Origin of the sequence: Streptomyces sp. WAC05374, assembly GCF_004353505.1 — a bacterium.
Taxonomy (GTDB): Bacteria; Actinomycetota; Actinomycetes; order Streptomycetales; family Streptomycetaceae; genus Streptomyces.
The window spans coordinates 199,065-214,379 of sequence record NZ_SMNQ01000003.1 but is presented as its reverse complement, the minus strand read 5'-3'; the positions used below and the strand labels follow the sequence as shown (position 1 = coordinate 214,379).

At 73.5% G+C, this 15,315-nt stretch carries 13 protein-coding genes; 9 read left to right on the top strand and 4 right to left on the bottom strand.

Annotated features, from left to right (window positions below; genetic code table 11):
• Positions 1 to 209: 209 nt before the first annotated feature.
• Entirely contained in the window at positions 210 to 689 is a 480-nt protein-coding gene (locus tag E2B92_RS08580; RefSeq protein WP_126888537.1) for a GNAT family N-acetyltransferase, read from the bottom strand.
• 59 nt (positions 690 to 748) lie between these two features.
• Here E2B92_RS08580 and E2B92_RS08575 point away from each other — a divergent pair, with 59 nt between their 5' ends.
• Together E2B92_RS08575 and E2B92_RS08570 are read left to right on the top strand one after the other, a co-directional pair.
• Positions 749 to 1,546, top strand: coding sequence for an exodeoxyribonuclease III (locus E2B92_RS08575; RefSeq protein ID WP_126888536.1), 798 nt, complete (start codon positions 749 to 751; stop codon positions 1,544 to 1,546).
• Between the two features lie 107 nt (positions 1,547 to 1,653).
• Positions 1,654 to 2,673, top strand: coding sequence for a DUF6528 family protein (locus tag E2B92_RS08570; RefSeq protein WP_126888535.1), 1,020 nt, complete (start codon positions 1,654 to 1,656; stop codon positions 2,671 to 2,673).
• Positions 2,674 to 2,758: 85 nt separating this feature from the next.
• On the opposite strand, the gene E2B92_RS08565 is transcribed toward E2B92_RS08570, so the two are convergent.
• Positions 2,759 to 3,385 carry a MerR family transcriptional regulator gene (locus E2B92_RS08565; protein WP_126888540.1) on the bottom strand — a complete coding sequence of 209 codons (627 nt, stop codon included), beginning with the start codon at positions 3,383 to 3,385 and terminating at the stop codon, positions 2,759 to 2,761.
• A gap of 243 nt (positions 3,386 to 3,628) precedes the next feature.
• On the opposite strand from E2B92_RS08565, the gene E2B92_RS08560 reads away from it, so the two are divergent.
• From E2B92_RS08560 to E2B92_RS08545, 4 genes are all read left to right on the top strand, one after another.
• Positions 3,629 to 5,128 (top strand): flavin-containing monooxygenase, encoded by a 1,500-nt coding sequence (locus tag E2B92_RS08560; RefSeq protein ID WP_126888534.1) that lies wholly within the window; start codon positions 3,629 to 3,631, stop codon positions 5,126 to 5,128.
• Entirely contained in the window at positions 5,125 to 5,991 is an 867-nt protein-coding gene (locus E2B92_RS08555; RefSeq protein ID WP_126888533.1) for an alpha/beta fold hydrolase, read from the top strand. The genes E2B92_RS08560 and E2B92_RS08555 overlap by 4 nt, the downstream gene beginning before the upstream one ends.
• Complete coding sequence (locus E2B92_RS08550; protein ID WP_126888532.1) at positions 5,988 to 6,884, top strand: SDR family oxidoreductase; 897 nt, start codon at positions 5,988 to 5,990, stop codon at positions 6,882 to 6,884. The genes E2B92_RS08555 and E2B92_RS08550 overlap by 4 nt, the downstream gene beginning before the upstream one ends.
• Before the next feature lie 98 nt (positions 6,885 to 6,982).
• Positions 6,983 to 7,183, top strand: a complete 201-nt coding sequence (locus E2B92_RS08545) for a hypothetical protein (protein ID WP_126888531.1) — start codon at positions 6,983 to 6,985, stop codon at positions 7,181 to 7,183.
• A gap of 188 nt (positions 7,184 to 7,371) precedes the next feature.
• Here the strand turns inward: E2B92_RS08545 and E2B92_RS08540 are convergent, their stop codons facing one another.
• A complete protein-coding gene (locus E2B92_RS08540) occupies positions 7,372 to 10,629 on the bottom strand; it encodes a S41 family peptidase (protein ID WP_235023735.1) in 3,258 nt (1,085 codons plus the stop codon).
• Between the two features lie 142 nt (positions 10,630 to 10,771).
• Here E2B92_RS08540 and E2B92_RS08535 point away from each other — a divergent pair, with 142 nt between their 5' ends.
• Both E2B92_RS08535 and E2B92_RS08530 read left to right on the top strand, forming a co-directional pair.
• Positions 10,772 to 11,344 (top strand): TetR/AcrR family transcriptional regulator, encoded by a 573-nt coding sequence (locus E2B92_RS08535; protein WP_126886978.1) that lies wholly within the window; start codon positions 10,772 to 10,774, stop codon positions 11,342 to 11,344.
• A 99-nt stretch (positions 11,345 to 11,443) separates the two neighbouring features.
• Positions 11,444 to 13,615, top strand: coding sequence for an MMPL family transporter (locus E2B92_RS08530; RefSeq protein ID WP_126886979.1), 2,172 nt, complete (start codon positions 11,444 to 11,446; stop codon positions 13,613 to 13,615).
• Positions 13,616 to 13,768: 153 nt separating this feature from the next.
• On the opposite strand, the gene E2B92_RS08525 is transcribed toward E2B92_RS08530, so the two are convergent.
• Complete coding sequence (locus tag E2B92_RS08525; RefSeq protein WP_126886980.1) at positions 13,769 to 14,119, bottom strand: SsgA family sporulation/cell division regulator; 351 nt, start codon at positions 14,117 to 14,119, stop codon at positions 13,769 to 13,771.
• 160 nt (positions 14,120 to 14,279) lie between these two features.
• On the opposite strand from E2B92_RS08525, the gene E2B92_RS08520 reads away from it, so the two are divergent.
• Positions 14,280 to 15,314, top strand: coding sequence for an energy-coupling factor ABC transporter permease (locus E2B92_RS08520; protein ID WP_126886981.1), 1,035 nt, complete (start codon positions 14,280 to 14,282; stop codon positions 15,312 to 15,314).
• Position 15,315 lies beyond the last annotated feature (1 nt).

Genomic DNA, 15,315 nt, shown 5'->3' with positions numbered 1-15,315 from the left:
CCTTCTGCCGTGCCCGGGGCGCGGTCGGCGCGGCCGGGCAGGGTGGGGGAACGAAGAGCGGTGCGGATCGACGTGCGTGAGGCAGGGTGCCACGGACGGCCACAATTTGTCAGGGGCGCGTCACGAAGTGCTTCGGGCCGGCGGCTCCGCGCGGCCCTCGAGGACGGCGGTCGCGCGTGGTTGCCCGGGCCGGCGGCCGCGCGGGCCCCTCAGGCCAGCGGCTTGGCGAAGCAGCGGCTGCTGTCGTACTCGCGGTAGTAGCCGAACTTGGCGCACGGCTCGTACCCGCTGGAGGTGTAGAGCGCGATGGCCTCCGGCTGTGCGTCGCCCGTCTCCAGCACCATGCGGGTGCGCCCGGCGGCCCGGGCGTCGTCCTCCAGGGCGGCGAGGATGCGCCGGGCCAGGCCCAGGCCCCGTGCCTCGGGGATCACGTACATCCGCTTGAGCTCGGCGTCGCCGTCGGAGTACCCCTCGTCGTTGCGGTCCTGGGTGCGCCAGCCGCCCGTGGCGACGGGCCGCTCGTGCGGGTCGTACGCGAGGAGGTACAGGCCGGACGGCGGGCGGAACATCACCGGGTCGAGCGGGGTGAGGTCGCCCCCGTCGCCGTACCGCTCGACGTACTCGAGCTGCACCATGTCGTTGAGCTTGCGGGCGTCCGGGTGGTCGAACGGCGTCGGGCGGATAATCATGCGGAGTATCGTACATTCATGCGAGGTGATCTTCCGGGCGTTGTCGGTAGGGTGCCGGGATGCTCATTGTGACGTCCGTGAACGTAAACGGTCTGCGCGCCGCCGCCAAGAAGGGGTTCGTGGAGTGGCTGGCCGCCACCGAGGCCGATGTCGTGTGCCTCCAGGAGGTGCGGGCCGAGGAGTCCCAGCTCCCCGAGGCGGTCCGCGCGCCCGAGGGCTGGCACACCGTCCACGCCCCGGCCGCCGCCAAGGGCCGCGCGGGCGTCGCCCTCTACACGCGGCGGGAGCCCGACGCCGTGCGGATCGGCTTCGGGTCCAGCGAGTTCGACGGCAGCGGGCGGTACGTGGAGGCCGACCTGCCGGGCGTCACGGTCGCCAGCCTCTACCTGCCCTCCGGCGAGGTCGGCACCGAGCGGCAGGACGAGAAGATCCGCTTCATGGGCGAGTTCCTGCCGTACCTGAAGGAGCTCAGGGAGCGCGCGGCCGCCGACGGCCGCGAGGTCGTCGTCTGCGGCGACTGGAACATCGCCCACCGCGAGGCCGACCTGAAGAACTGGAAGGCCAACCGGAAGAACTCCGGCTTCCTCCCCGAGGAGCGGGAGTGGCTCACCCGCGTCTTCGAGGACGCGGCGTACGTGGACGTCGTCCGCGCCCTGCACCCGGACCAGGAGGGGCCGTACTCGTGGTGGTCCTACCGCGGCCGCGCCTTCGACAACGACTCCGGCTGGCGCATCGACCTCCAGGTCGCCACGCCGGGCCTCGCGGCCCGCGCGGTCAAGGCGTGGGTGGAGCGGGCGGCGACGCACGGCGAGCGGTGGAGCGACCACGCCCCGGTGACGGCGGCGTACGACCTGTAGGCCCGGCGCGCGGGAAAGCGGCGGAGGGTGATCCGGAAGTGAGGGAGTGTCACCACTTGTGTGGCGGGGCCCGGTTCGGGGAATCCCTTCTGGCAGGGTAAGGCGGTGTGCGCATCACCGCCGTTCGTACGCCGCTGAGGTCCGCTCTGGTCGCGGCGGTCACGTTCGGACTGCTGTTCGCCGCCACCGTACCGACGTCGGCCACCGTCCCGGTTCCCGCTTACGAGATCCCCGCCGGGACGCCCGACGTCCTTCTCACCGATCAGGCCTCCAGACGCGTCCTGCTCCTCGACGGCGGGCGGCGCGACTGGGACCCGGGCACTGATCCGGACGCCGTGAAGTGGGCGTTCTCGCCGGTCGGGGACGCCCGGTACGCGGACCTGGACCCCGGCGTGAGCTGGGTGCACCCGAGCGAGGCCAAGGTGCGCACCTGGCGCGGGCGGACGTATGTGCTGACCGTCGCCTCCCACGGCTTCGCGGCGGTGGTCGCGTACCCGTCGGGCGGGCGGTACTGGGGCGCCGCGCTCTCGCCCGGCACCATCCGGGACAACCCGCACAGCATCGAGCTGCTGCCGGACGGCAGGGTGGCCGTCGCGGGCAGCACCGGCGGTCTCGTACGGCTCTACGCGGCCCCGCGCGGGCGGGCGGACGTGCCGTACGCGACCTATCCGCTCAAGGACGCGCACGGGCTCCAGTGGGACCCGGGGCGGCGGGTGCTGTGGGCGCTGGGCGGGGACCGGCTGGTGGCGCTGCGGGCGGGCGGCACGGCGGGTGCGCCCGCCCTGGACGCGGTGTTCGAGGCGCGGCTGCCGACCCCGCACGGGCACGACCTGGGGCAGGTGGCGGGCGACCCCGACCGGCTGTGGGTGAGCAGCGGCTCGGCCGTGTACCAGTACGTGAAGAGCACCGGGGCGTTCGTGCGGGGCTTCCCGGACGCGGCGGTGATCAGCCGGGCGCGGGTCAAGGCGGTGGGCGACGACCCGGTGACCGGCCAGGTGGTGTCGACCGTGCCGGAGCGGGGCCTGGCGGAGACGTGGTGGACGCGCACGGTCGCGGTGCACCGGCCGGCCGGGACGTACCGCCTGGCCCATGGCGGGATCTACAAGGCGCGCTGGTGGCTGCCGTGAGGGCCATACCCCGTGTGCCCCTGCCCGGTGGGCGTTGGGTGGCGCCCGTGCCAGGCGTCGCCAGACGGGACTTCGCGGGCACGGCCTAGGAGTTGAGAGCGCGCAGGCGGCGGTCGAGGGCCATCGAGACCTCCGCCTCCACCACGCTCTTGGCGAGCGGCCGCAGCCGTACGAGGTCGGCCTCGCCGCCCGCGTGGTCGTGCAGCAGGTCGGTGAAGAGGCGGGCCAGGGCGTCCGCGTGCTCGCGGACCCGGCCGGCCGCGGCGAGGACGGCCGCGAGCGGGACGCCCTCCTCGACCAGCGCGGCCGAGACGTCGAGCAGCCGGCGGCTGACGTGCACGATCTCCTGCCCGTCCGTGGCCAGGTAGCCCAGGTCCAGGGCGGCGGCGAGGTTCTCGGGGGTGACCTGGTCGCCGAAGTGGTCGGCCAGCTCCTCGGGGGTGAGCCGGACCGGCTCCTCCTCGGTCGGCTCGCCCAGCCCGAGCACCTCGCCGACGTCCCGGCCGCTCTCGAAGGCGGCGGCCAGGTCGGCGATGCCGTTGAGGGTGTGGCCGCGCTCCAGCAGGGCGGCGATGGTCCGCAGCCGGGACAGGTGGTGCGGTCCGTACCAGGCGATGCGGCCCTCGCGGCGGGGCGGCGGGATCAGCCCGCGCTCGCGGTAGAACCGCAGCGTGCGCGCCGTGATGCCGGCCGCCTCGGCCAGCTCCTCCATGCGGTACTCGCGCGAGGGCTCCGGCCCCGCGCCCGCCGGCTCGTCCACCCGTCCGCTCCTCGGGCCGCCCCTGCGCCCGTCCGTCCGCTGGTTCGTCACATCGGCAACCCTATGTCGTACCGCCGGTAACTTCTGCGGCCCGACCCCTACCGCTCGGTAAGGACCTGCTCTACTCTCCCCACTACCGTGCCAGTGATTGCTGGCAGGGTTTTGCGGATCTCGGATTTCCGATGCGGAGGCGGCATGAGCCAGCACGAGCACGTACGAGTGGCGGTGATCGGATCCGGATTCGGCGGCCTCGGCGCCGCCGTCCGGCTGCGCCGCGAAGGGATCACCGATTTCGTCGTCCTGGAGCGGGCCGACTCCGTCGGTGGCACCTGGCGCGACAACAGCTACCCCGGCTGCGCCTGCGACGTACCGTCCCACCTGTACTCGTTCTCGTTCGCGCCCAACCCCGACTGGCCGCGCACCTTCTCCGGGCAGCGGCACATCCGCGCGTACCTGGAGCACGTCACCGACACCTTCCGGCTGCGCCCGCACCTCCGGCTCAGCCACGAGGTGCTGATGATGCGCTGGGACAACGACGAGCTGCGGTGGGAGATCGAGACCTCGCGCGGGACGCTCACCGCCGACGTCGTCGTCTCGGCGACCGGCCCCCTGTCCGACCCCAGGATCCCGGACATCCCGGGGCTCGCCGCCTTCGAGGAGGCGGGCGGCAAGGTCTTCCACTCCGCCCGCTGGGACCACGACTACGACCTGACCGGCAAGCGCGTCGCGATGATCGGTACCGGTGCCTCGGCCATCCAGATCGTGCCGGCGATCCAGCCGAAGGCCGGGAAGGTGACGCTCTTCCAGCGCACCCCGCCGTGGGTCATGCCCCGGATGGACCGCGCCATCAGCGGCGCCGAGCGGTGGCTGCACCGGCAGTTGCCGTTCACCGGGACCGCGCGGCGCGGACTGCTCTGGGGCATCCGGGAGTTGCAGGTCAGCGCGTTCACCAAGCGGCCGAACGAACTGCGGCTGGTCGAGTCGATCGCCAAGGCCAACATGGCCCGGGCCATCAAGGACCCGGCGCTGCGGGCCAAGCTGACCCCCTCGTACCGCATCGGCTGCAAGCGCATCCTGCTGTCCAGCGAGTACTACCCGGCGCTGGCGCGGCCCAACGTGGACGTCGTCGCCTCGGGGCTCACCGAGGTGCGCGGCTCCACCGCCGTCGCCGCCGACGGGACCGAGGCCGAGGTCGACGCGATCATCTTCGGCACCGGGTTCCACGTCACCGACATGCCGATCGCCGAGCGGGTGGTCGGCGCCGACGGGATCACGCTCGCCGAGGCGTGGAAGGACGGCATGGAGTCGCTGCGCGGCGCGACCGCCGCCGGGTTCCCCAACTGGATGACCATCATCGGGCCGAACACCGGCCTGGGGAACTCCTCCATGATCCTCATGATCGAGTCCCAGCTCAACTACCTGGCCGACTACATGCGCCAGCTCGGCCTGCTCGGCGAGCGTGCCGCGCTCGCCGCCCGGCCCTCGGCTGTCGCCGCGTGGAACCGGCGCGTCCAGGCCCGGATGGAGCGCACGGTGTGGAAGGCAGGCGGCTGCGACAGTTGGTACCTCGACGCCAACGGGCGCAACACCACGCTCTGGCCGGGCACCACGTCCGAGTTCCGGCGCGCGACCAGGGCGGTGGACCTCTCCGAGTACGAGGTCGTCCGCGCCCGCAGGGCGGAGGCCGTCCGATGAGGGTCGTCTCCGCCGACGGATCGGCGCTGCACGCCGAGGTGTACGGGCCCGAGGGCGCGCCCGCGGTGGTCCTGGCCCACGGCTGGACCTGCTCGACGCAGTTCTGGGCCGCCCAGGTGCGGGACCTGTCCGTGGACCACCGGGTGGTGGTCTACGACCAGCGCGGCCACGGCCGTTCGCCTGCGGCGGGACCGGGCGGGTACTCGACCGGTGCCCTCGCCGACGACCTGGAGGCCGTGCTCGCCGCCACGCTGGCGCCGGGCGAGAAGGCCGTGCTCGTGGGCCACTCCATGGGCGGCATGACGCTGATGGCGGCGGCCGGGCGGCCCCGGCTGCGCGCGCACGCGGCGGCGGTCCTGCTGTGCAGCACGGGCCCCTCGCGGCTGGTCGCCGAATCACTGGTGCTGCCGCTGCGGGCCGGACGGCTGCGGACCCGGCTGACCCGTGCCGTGCTGGGCGCCAGGGCGCCCCTCGGACCGGTCACCGCCGCCTCGAAGGCCGTGCTCAAGTACGCCACGATGGGCCCCGGTTCGGCGCCCGAACGGGTGGCGGAGTGCGCCCGGATCGTGCACGCCTGCCCGCGCCGGGTGCGGGTGGCGTGGTCGCACGTGCTCGCCGAGCTGGACCTGGAGGCGGGCGTACGGGAGCTGACGGTGCCCACGGCGGTGCTGGCCGGGACGGCCGACCGGCTCACCCCGCCCGTCCACGCCCGGGCGCTGGCCGCCGCCCTGCCCGCCTGCGCGGGGCTGGAGGAACTGGCGGGCGTCGGGCACATGACGCCGGTCGAGGCGCCGGAGGCCGTGACGGCCCGGATACGCGCCCTGGTGACGACGTACCTGCGGGAGAGGGAGGAAGCGGCATGAGCAAGGTGAGCCTGGAGGGACAGGTCGCCGTCGTCACGGGCGGGGCGCGGGGCGTCGGTGAACTGCTGGCGCGCAAGCTGTCCGCGCGGGGCGCCAGGGTCGCGCTGCTGGGCCTCGAACCGGAGCTGCTCAAGGAGGTGTCCGGGCGGCTGCACACCGAGAGCGACTGGTGGCACGTCGACGTCACCGACCACGAGGCCATGGCGCAGGTCGCCGGCGAGGTCAAGGAACGCTTCGGCAAGGTCGACATCGTCGTCGCCAACGCGGGCGTCGCGGCGGGCGGTCCCTTCGCGGACTCCGACCCGGACGCCTGGCGGCGGGTCATCGAGGTCAACCTGATCGGCGGCGCGGTGACGGGCCGGGCGTTCCTGCCCGTGCTGAGGGAGAGCCGGGGGTACTTCCTCCAGATCGCGTCCCTGGCGGCGATCACCCCGGCGCCGATGATGACCGCGTACTGCGCCTCCAAGTCGGGAGTGGAGGCGTTCGCGCACAGCCTGCGCGCGGAGGTCGGCCACCAGGGCGTGCGCGTGGGCGTCGGGTACCTGTCGTGGACCGACACCGACATGGTGCGCGGCGCCGACGAGGACGACGTGATGCGGGAGTTGAGGCAGCGGCTGCCGTGGCCGTCGAACCGGACGTACCCGCTGGGCCCGGCGGTCGACCGGATCGTCGCCGGGATCGAGCGGCGCTCCGCGCACGTGTACGCGCAGTGGTGGCTGCGGGGCATGCAGTCGGTGCGCGGCTACCTGCCTGGGATCATCGCGACGGTGGGGCAGCGGGAGATGCGGCGCTTCGAGCCGCGCCTGTCGGGCGTGCGCAGGGGACTGGTCGGGGCGGGGGGCGCGGCGGACGAACAGGCGCGCACGGAGCGTGACCGATCGGCTACGGCTTGATCGAAATGCGCGGTATGTCGGGGCGTGCCAGGCTGGTCGAGGCCGGGGTACCGATCACGGACCCCGGAGTCCCCCACACCCTTTCAGGAGAAACCTCGATGGGTATCGCAGACCAGTTCAACGACAAGGCGCAGGACATGAAGGACCAGGCCAAGCGCCGGGCCCAGGACGCGAAGCGCGAGGCGCAGGAGCGTACGCAGAAGGGCCAGCAGAAGGGCCGTCAGCCGCGCGACGAGCGGCGGCAGGGCGTCCAGGACGACATGATGTCGCGCCGGCCGGGCCAGGACCTCGACGTCTGACGCCTCGGCGGTAGGTAGCAGGGCGCACCCGGGACGCCGGGTGCGCCCTCGCGCGTCCCGGGGGCGGTGCCGGGTGCCCCCGATGGGGGCCGGGTCCCCCTGATGGGGGAGGGGGCCCCCGTACCGCCCCGGGGCACGGTGTACTCCTCCCGCCGCCGGGTCCCGGGACGCGGCGGCGGGAGAGGGTGTCAGGCGCCGGGCCTCGGGGGGAGCTTGGGGCGGGTCAGGGAGGGGACCTGCGAGTAGTCCGGGGGACGTGAGGCGGGGTGGGCGGACAGCAGCTCCAGCGCCACCTCCACCGCGTCCGAGAGCTGCCGGTGGCGGCCCTCCGCCCAGTCCAGCGGGGTGCGCAGGATCTCGATGTCCGGGGCCACGCCGTGGTTCTCGACGGACCAGCCGTACTCGTCGAACCAGGCCGCGTTCATCGGCACCGTGATCACCGTGCCGTCCCCCAGGCGGTGGCGTCCGGTCATGCCGACGACGCCGCCCCAGGTGCGCTGGCCGACCACGGGGCCGAGCTTCAGGAGCCTGAAGGCGGCCGTGATCATGTCGCCGTCCGACGCGGTGGCCTCGTCGGCGAGGGCGACGACCGGGCCGCGCGGGGCGTTGGAGGCGTACGAGACGGGCTGGGCGCCCCGCGTGAGGTCCCAGCCCAGGATCTTGCGGGTGAGCTTCTCGACGACCAGCTCGCTGATGTGCCCGCCCGCGTTGCCCCGGACGTCCACGATCAGGGCGGGCCGTGCCATCTCCATGCGCAGGTCCCGGTTGAACTGCGCCCAGCCCGAGCCGCCCATGTCCGGGATGTGCAGGTACCCGCACATGCCGCCGCTCAGCTCCCGCACCACCTCCCGGCGCTTGGCGACCCAGTCCTGGTAGCGCAGGGGCCGTTCGTCGACCAGCGGGACGACCGCGACGCGCCGCGCGGGCCCCTCGCCCCCGTCGGGGCGGAACGTCAGCTCGACGGTCGTTCCGCCCGCCCCGGCCAGCAGCGGGTACGGCCCCGCCACCGGGTCCACCGGCCGGCCGTCCACGTGCGTGAGGACCGCGCCCTCGCGGATGCCCGTACCGGCCAGGGGCGAGCGCGCCTTGGAGTCGGAGGACTCGCCCGGGAGGATGCGCTTGACCGTCCAGTGCCCGTCGCGGCAGACGAAGTTGGCGCCCAGCAGCCCCTGGGCGCGCTGGTAGTGCGGCGGGCCCTCGTTGCGGCGCGCGGGCGTGACGTACGCGTGCGAGGTGCCCAGCTCGCCGAGCACCTCCCGCAGGAGGTCGGCGAACTCGTCGGGCGAGGCGACCCGGTCGACCAGCGGGCGGTACTGGTCGAGGACGGCGTCCCAGTCGATGCCGCTCATGCCCGGGTCCCAGAAGTAGGCGCGGATGATCCGGCCCGCCTCGTCGTACGCCTGGCGCCACTCCGCGCCGGGGTCCACCTCGTGCAGGATGCGGCGCGAGTCGACGTACACGGTGGAGTCGCTGTCGCCGGGCTCGGTCGCCGGGACGGCCCGCAGGTCGCCCTCGTCCACCACGACGAGCCGCGTGCCGTCGCCGCTGACCGCGTACCAGTCCAGGTGCTCGACCAGCTCGGTCTTGCGGGCCTTGGTGAGGTTGAAGTGCTCGAGGGTGGGCCGCCCGGAGGTGTCGGCCGGGTTGACGAACGTCTCGCCCAGGGCGCCCGAGATGGGCCACCGCAGCCACACCAGGCCGCCGCCGCTCACGGGGTGCAGGGACGAGTACTTGGAGGCGGCTACGGGGAAGGGCGTCACCCGGTTCTCCAGCCCCTCGAACTCGACGACCACCGTCCCGTCGCCCTCGGCCGCCCCCTCGGTGAGGTCGAGCCCGCCCGCCGCGGGCCGCCCCTCGGGCGACAGCGCGAACGGGGAGGGCGTCGTGGAGGCGAGCGGCACCAGGTGGGGGCGGCAGCCGAGCGGGAAGGACAGGTCCCCGGTGTGCACGTCGTACACCGGGTCGAAGCCCCGCCAGGACAGGAAGGCGAGGTAGCGGCCGTCCCGGGTGAAGACGGGGCTCTCGTCCTCGAAGCGGCCGTCGGTGACGTCCACGATCGTCCGGTCCGCGATCCGGGCGATCTTGATCTGGCGCAGCGACCGGCCGATGCCCGGGTGGGACCAGGTCAGCCAGGCGCCGTCGGGCGAGAACGCCATGTCCCGCACGGTGCCGTTGATCGAACGGGTCAGCTCGGTCAGCTCGCCGGCGGACTCCTCCGACACGTCCAGCAGCAGCAGCCGCCCGTCGTTGGACGCGATGGCCAGCCGGTCGCCCTCCGGGTCGGCCACCATCTCGGTCACGTGGCCCAGTTCGCCCGCCGCGAGGCGCTCGGGCGCACGGTCGCCGCTCGCCCGGGGCAGGTGGGCCACCTCGACGGCCTCCTCGCCCGCCGCGTCGGTGACGTACGCGATGCGCCCGCTGCTGCCGAGCATCTCGGGCAGCCGCACCCGGACGCCCGGGGTGTCCACGATGGTCCGGGCGGGGCCGTCGCGGTGGGTGAGCCAGTACAGGCTGCCGCGTACGGAGACGGCGCTGGCCCGGCCCGTCTCGTCCACCGACACGGCTTCCACGTGGCTGGCCGCGGGCACCTGGTACGTGCGGCGCCCCGCGCGGGGGCCGCCGAGCCGGACGGCCAGCCGGCGGGGCTCCGAGTCGGCGGTCAGGGCGTCCACCATCCACAGGTCGCCCCCGCACTGGTAGACCACGCGGCGCCCGTCGGAGGAGGCGTGGCGGGCGTAGAAGGCGTCGTGGTCGGTGTGCCGCCGCAGGTCGGTGCCGTCCGGGAGGCAGGAGTACAGGTTGCCGACGCCCTCGTGGTCGGAGAGGAACGCGATCCTGCCGTCCACGAACATCGGGCAGTCCAGGTGCCCTTCGAGGCCGTCCAGCAGCCGTTCCCCGTGCAGCCACAGCCGCCCGGTCGCCCCGCCCCGGTACCGCTTCCACGCGGCCGGCTCGTGCGGGGGCTTGCCCGTCAGCAGCAGGGTGAGGTGGCGCCCGCCGACGTCCGCGACCGCGATGTCGGCCACCGGCCCCCACGGCAGCCGGCCGCCGGGCGAGCCGTCCACCGGGACCTTGTACGCCCACGAGAAGTGCGAGAACGGCTGCCCGTGCGAGGCGACGGCCAGGACCTCCCCGTCGGGGGTCCACCCGCACACACGGGTGTCGAGCGACCCCCAGTAGGTCAGCCGGCGCGCGGGCCCGCCGTCGACCGGCGCGAGGTGGATCTCCGGGTCCAGGCTGCGCCAGTTCGTGTACGCGATGTGCCGCCCGTCCGGCGAGAAGCGGGGGTGCCCCACCCGCGTCCGGTCGACCGTCACCCGCCAGGCCCGGCCGGGCGGTTCACCGTCCGCGGCCAGGGGCGCGACCCACAGGTCGTCCTCGGCCACGAAGCACAGCAGGTCGTCGTGGAGATGGGGGAAGCGGAGGTATGCGCCGTCGCTGCTCACACAGCCATGCTTTCCGCGCTCAGGGGGCCCGGCAACCCGTACACGTGACCCAGCCCACGTACGAAACCGTTTCGTTTCGTTGAGGCCCTGCCGTACCCTCGGGGTGTACGAAACGGTTTCGTCTCGATGGGAGGTCGACGACATGGCACGCGGAAGGCTCACCCCGGAGCGCGAGGCGGAGCTGTACGAGGCCGTCCTCGACCTGCTGCGCGACGTCGGCTATGACGCCCTCACCATGGACGCCGTCGCCGCCCGCACCCACTCCAGCAAGGCCACCCTCTACCGCCAGTGGGGGAGCAAGCCCGAGCTGGTGGCCCACGCCCTGCGGCACAACAAGCCGGTCAACATCGCCGAGATCGACACCGGCTCGCTGCGCGGCGACTTCCACGAGATGCTGGCGCGTTCCGACGACTGCCAGATGGAGAAGGACTCCGCGCTGATGCGGGGTCTCGTCCACGCCGTCCACGACAACCCCGACCTGCTCCAGGCGCTGCGCGACCTGCTCGTCGAGCCCGAGATGACCGGGCTCGACGAGGTGCTGGGCCGTGCCGTGCGGCGCGGCGAGGTCGCCGTGGACAATCCGGCGCTCAAGCTCGTCCCGCACATGTTCATCGGCGCCTTCGTCGCCCGGCCCCTCGTCGAGGACCGGCCGGTCGACCAGTCCTTCCTCACCGCCTACGTCGACGCCGTGGTCCTCCCCGCCCTGGGCGTCTGACGCACCCACGCACCACCCGCACCACCTGACACGTACCGCTCACGCTGTCGGGCCGGCTCCCCATGTCCTGTTGTCCACCCATCACCGGGAGACGCCCCCGTGGCCACGTTCCTCTACCGACTCGGCAGGTCAGCCTTCCGGCGCCGCCATGCCGTCGCCCTCATATGGATCGCGCTGCTCGCGCTCGCCGGCTTCGGCGCCGCCTCGGCGCCCGCCGCGACCTCCAGTTCCTTCTCGATGCCGGGTACGGAGGCCCAGAAGGCCTTCGACCTGCTCGAAGAGCGCTTCCCGGCCGCCGGTGCCGACGGCGCCACCGCCCGCGTCGTCTTCAAGGCCCCCGACGGGCAGAAGATGACCGACCCGGCCCACCGGGCCACGGTCGGCAAGGCGGTCGGCGAGCTCAGGAGCGGCTCCGACCAGGTCGTGAACGTCACCGACCCGTACACCGTCCAGGCGGTCTCTCGGGACGGCTCCACCGCCTACATACAGGTGTCCTACAAGGTCAGCGGCATGGAGCTGACCGACGCGACGCGCGAGGCGCTGAAGGAGACCGGCCAGGAGGCCCGGGCCGGCGGGCTCACCGTCGAGATCGGCGGCGACGCGCTCCAGACCGTCCCCGAGACCGGGGCCGGCGAGATCATCGGTGTGATCGTCGCGGGGATCGTCCTCGTCATCACCTTCGGGTCCCTGGTGGCGGCCGGGCTGCCGCTGCTCACCGCGATCATCGGTGTCGGCATCGGCGTCTCCACCATCACCGCGCTGGCCTCCGCCCTCGACCTCGGGTCCACCACCTCCACCCTGGCGATGATGATCGGCCTCGCGGTCGGCATCGACTACGCGCTGTTCATCGTCTCCCGCTACCGCGCCGAGCTGGCCGAGGGCCGCGAGCGGGAGGAAGCGGCCGGACGGGCCGTCGGCACGGCCGGTTCCGCCGTTGTCTTCGCCGGGCTCACCGTGGTCATCGCCCTGGTCGGCCTCGCCGTGGTCAACATCCCGATGCTGTCCAAGATGGGCTTCGCGGCGGCCGGCACGGTGCTGATCGCCGTCCTCATCGCCCTCACGCTCATCCCCGCGCTGCTCGGTTACGCGGGCGGGCGCGTCGTCGGCCGCAAGGCCCGCAAGAACCCGGAGCCGGCGGCCGCGGACGCCAAGCCCAACATGGGCACCCGCTGGGCCCGCTTCGTGCTGCGCCGCCCCGTCGCCGTGCTGCTCGTCGGCGTCATCGGCCTCGGCGCCGTCGCCGTACCGGCCGCGTCGCTGGAGATGGGCCTGCCCGACGACGGCGCCCAGCCCACCTCCACCACCCAGCGCCGCGCCTACGACCTGCTCTCGGACGGCTTCGGGCCCGGCTCCAACGGCCCGCTGATGGTCGTCGTCGACGGCGACAAGGCCGCCGCGGACCGTACCGTCACCGAGATCAAGGGCCTCGACGGGGTCGCGGCCGTCACCCCGGCCACGCCCAACAAGGCCGGCGACACCTCGATCATCACCGTCGTGCCGAAGGACCGGCCCTCCTCCGTGGAGACGGAGAACCTGGTCCACTCGATCCGGGACACCACCGGTGACGACGTGCTGGTCACCGGCGCCACCGCGATGAACATCGACTTCTCGCAGAAGATGAACGACGCGCTGCTGCCCTACCTGGCGCTCGTCGTCGGCCTCGCCTTCCTGCTGCTGATGGTCGTCTTCCGGTCGGTGCTGGTGCCGCTGAAGGCCGCGCTCGGCTTCCTGCTGTCGGTGGTCGCCGCCCTCGGCGCGGTCGTGGCCGTCTTCCAGTGGGGCTGGCTGGGCTCGCTCTTCGGCGTCGAGCAGACCGGCCCGATCATGAGCATGATGCCGATCTTCATGGTGGGCGTCGTCTTCGGCCTGGCGATGGACTACGAGGTCTTCCTCGTCACCCGGATGCGTGAGGCGTACGTCCACGGGGAACGGCCCGGCGAGGCGATCGTGACCGGCTTCCGGCACGGGGCGCGGGTCGTCACGGCCGCCGCCGTCATCATGATCGCGGTCTTCGCGGGCTTCATCGGCTCCAGCGAGCAGATGGTCAAGATGATCGGCTTCGGCCTCGCGGTCGCCGTCGTCTTCGACGCCTTCGTGGTCCGCATGGCGATCGTCCCGGCGGTGCTCGCCCTGCTGGGCCGCAAGGCCTGGTGGCTGCCGCGCTGGCTGGACCGCGCCCTGCCCAACGTGGACGTCGAGGGCGAGGGCCTGCGCAAGGACCTGGGCGCCGAGGCGCCCGAGGACGGCGAGCGGGAGCTCGTACGCGTCTGAGACGAACCCCGGGGCGGCCGTCCGAGCGGAGCGGCCGCCCCGGCCGGGCCGGGCACCGGCCCGGCGCGCCCGGGACCGCGGTGGGGACGGCGGCCCGGGCGCCCGCACGTCACGGCCGCGCCGGTCGCGCACCCCGCGCGCCCGGCGCGGCCGTCACCCCGTGACCGTGGTGGCGGTGTACGTGCGGCGGAGGAAGCGCAGCAGCGCCGAGGAGTCGAACTGCACCACCGCCACGCCCTCCGGCGCGTGGAACTCCACGATCGTCTGCACGCGGCCGCACGGCCACACGCCGATGTCGCCGTCCCGGGCGGGGACGCGCAGGCCCTTCTCCAGCAGCGAGCGCGGGAAGCTCCACTCGGTGCCGCCCGGGAAGCACAGCCGCACGAGGGGCCCGGAATCGGCCGGGTCGTGGCGGATCGCGACGGGGACGGGGCGGGAGAGCGGGCCGTCGGTCACGATCAGGGCCTTGGTGTGGACTACGACGCCTTCCTCAGCGGGGTACATCGGCCGGCTCCTCACACTCGCCTCATTTGTCTCTAATGTCCCACCATTCCGCGGGGTGTGCCCGCCCCCCTTTTCGTGATGTGGACGCTCTTGCAAGTCGTTCGCAAGAGGACCCATCATCGAACCCGTTCCTGTCCGCCTGTCCGAAAGCGGTCCCCGCATGCATGTCCCCGACGGATTCATCAACGCGCCGGTCTCCGCGGCCGCCGGTCTCGTCGCCGCCGGCGCCGTCGCGGTCGGCCTGCGCGGGGCCCGCCAGGAGCTCCAGGAGAGGACCGCGCCGCTCGCCGGGCTGGTCGCCGCCTTCATCTTCGCCGTGCAGATGCTGAACTTCCCCGTCGCGGCCGGAACCAGCGGGCACCTGCTGGGCGGTGCGCTGGCCGCGATACTCGTCGGGCCCCACACGGGGGTGCTGTGCCTCGCGGTGGTCCTGCTGATGCAGGGCGTCCTGTTCGCGGACGGCGGCCTCACCGCGCTCGGCGTCAACATCACCGTGATGGGCACGGTCACCGTGCTCGTCGCGTACGGGATCTTCCGCGGCCTGGTGCGGGTCCTGCCGCGCACCCGCCGGTCGGTGACCGCCGCGACGTTCGTCGCCTCGCTGATGTCGGTGCCCGCCTCGGCGGCCGGTTTCACGGCCCTCTACGCCGTCGGCGGCACCACCGACGTACCCGTCGGCAAGGTCCTCACCGCCATGGTCGGCGTGCACACCCTGATCGGCGTCGGCGAGGCGCTGATCACCACCGCGACCGTCGGCGCCGTCCTGGCCGTACGGCCCGACCTGGTGTACGGGGCGCGCGGCCTGACCGCGCCGCTGAAGCTGCGGGTGGGCGGCGAGCTGGTCGACGTGGCACCCGCGCCCGTGGAACCGGTGGCCGCCCGCTCCACCGGGAAGGTGTGGATCACCGGCCTGGCCGCCTCCCTCGTCCTGGCCGGATTCGTCTCCTTCTACGCCTCCGCCAGCCCCGACGGCCTGGAGAAGGTCGCCGCCGACCAGGGCTTCGACAAGGGGGCGGAGGAGCACGCCGCCGCCGGTTCGCCGCTCGCCGACTACGGCGTCAGCGGCCTCACGGACGCCCGCCTGTCCGGGGGGCTGGCGGGCACCATCGGCGTCGCCGGGACCGTCCTGGTCGGCACGGGCGTGTTCCGGGCGGTACGCCGCCGCCGCGACGACCGCACCCGGGAAACCGTCTGAC

Excerpts from the sequence above, each read along its gene's own strand:
- E2B92_RS08580 (WP_126888537.1), bottom strand. The coding sequence starts at position 689 with ATGATTATCCGCCCGACGCCGTTCGACCACCCGGACGCCCGCAAGCTC.
- E2B92_RS08575 (WP_126888536.1), top strand. The coding sequence starts at position 749 with ATGCTCATTGTGACGTCCGTGAACGTAAACGGTCTGCGCGCCGCCGCC.
- E2B92_RS08565 (WP_126888540.1), bottom strand. The coding sequence starts at position 3,385 with ATGGAGGAGCTGGCCGAGGCGGCCGGCATCACGGCGCGCACGCTGCGG.
- E2B92_RS08560 (WP_126888534.1), top strand. The coding sequence starts at position 3,629 with ATGAGCCAGCACGAGCACGTACGAGTGGCGGTGATCGGATCCGGATTC.
- E2B92_RS08555 (WP_126888533.1), top strand. The coding sequence starts at position 5,125 with ATGAGGGTCGTCTCCGCCGACGGATCGGCGCTGCACGCCGAGGTGTAC.
- E2B92_RS08550 (WP_126888532.1), top strand. The coding sequence starts at position 5,988 with ATGAGCAAGGTGAGCCTGGAGGGACAGGTCGCCGTCGTCACGGGCGGG.
- E2B92_RS08545 (WP_126888531.1), top strand. The coding sequence starts at position 6,983 with ATGGGTATCGCAGACCAGTTCAACGACAAGGCGCAGGACATGAAGGAC.
- E2B92_RS08535 (WP_126886978.1), top strand. The coding sequence starts at position 10,772 with ATGGCACGCGGAAGGCTCACCCCGGAGCGCGAGGCGGAGCTGTACGAG.
- E2B92_RS08525 (WP_126886980.1), bottom strand. The coding sequence starts at position 14,119 with ATGTACCCCGCTGAGGAAGGCGTCGTAGTCCACACCAAGGCCCTGATC.
- E2B92_RS08520 (WP_126886981.1), top strand. The coding sequence starts at position 14,280 with ATGCATGTCCCCGACGGATTCATCAACGCGCCGGTCTCCGCGGCCGCC.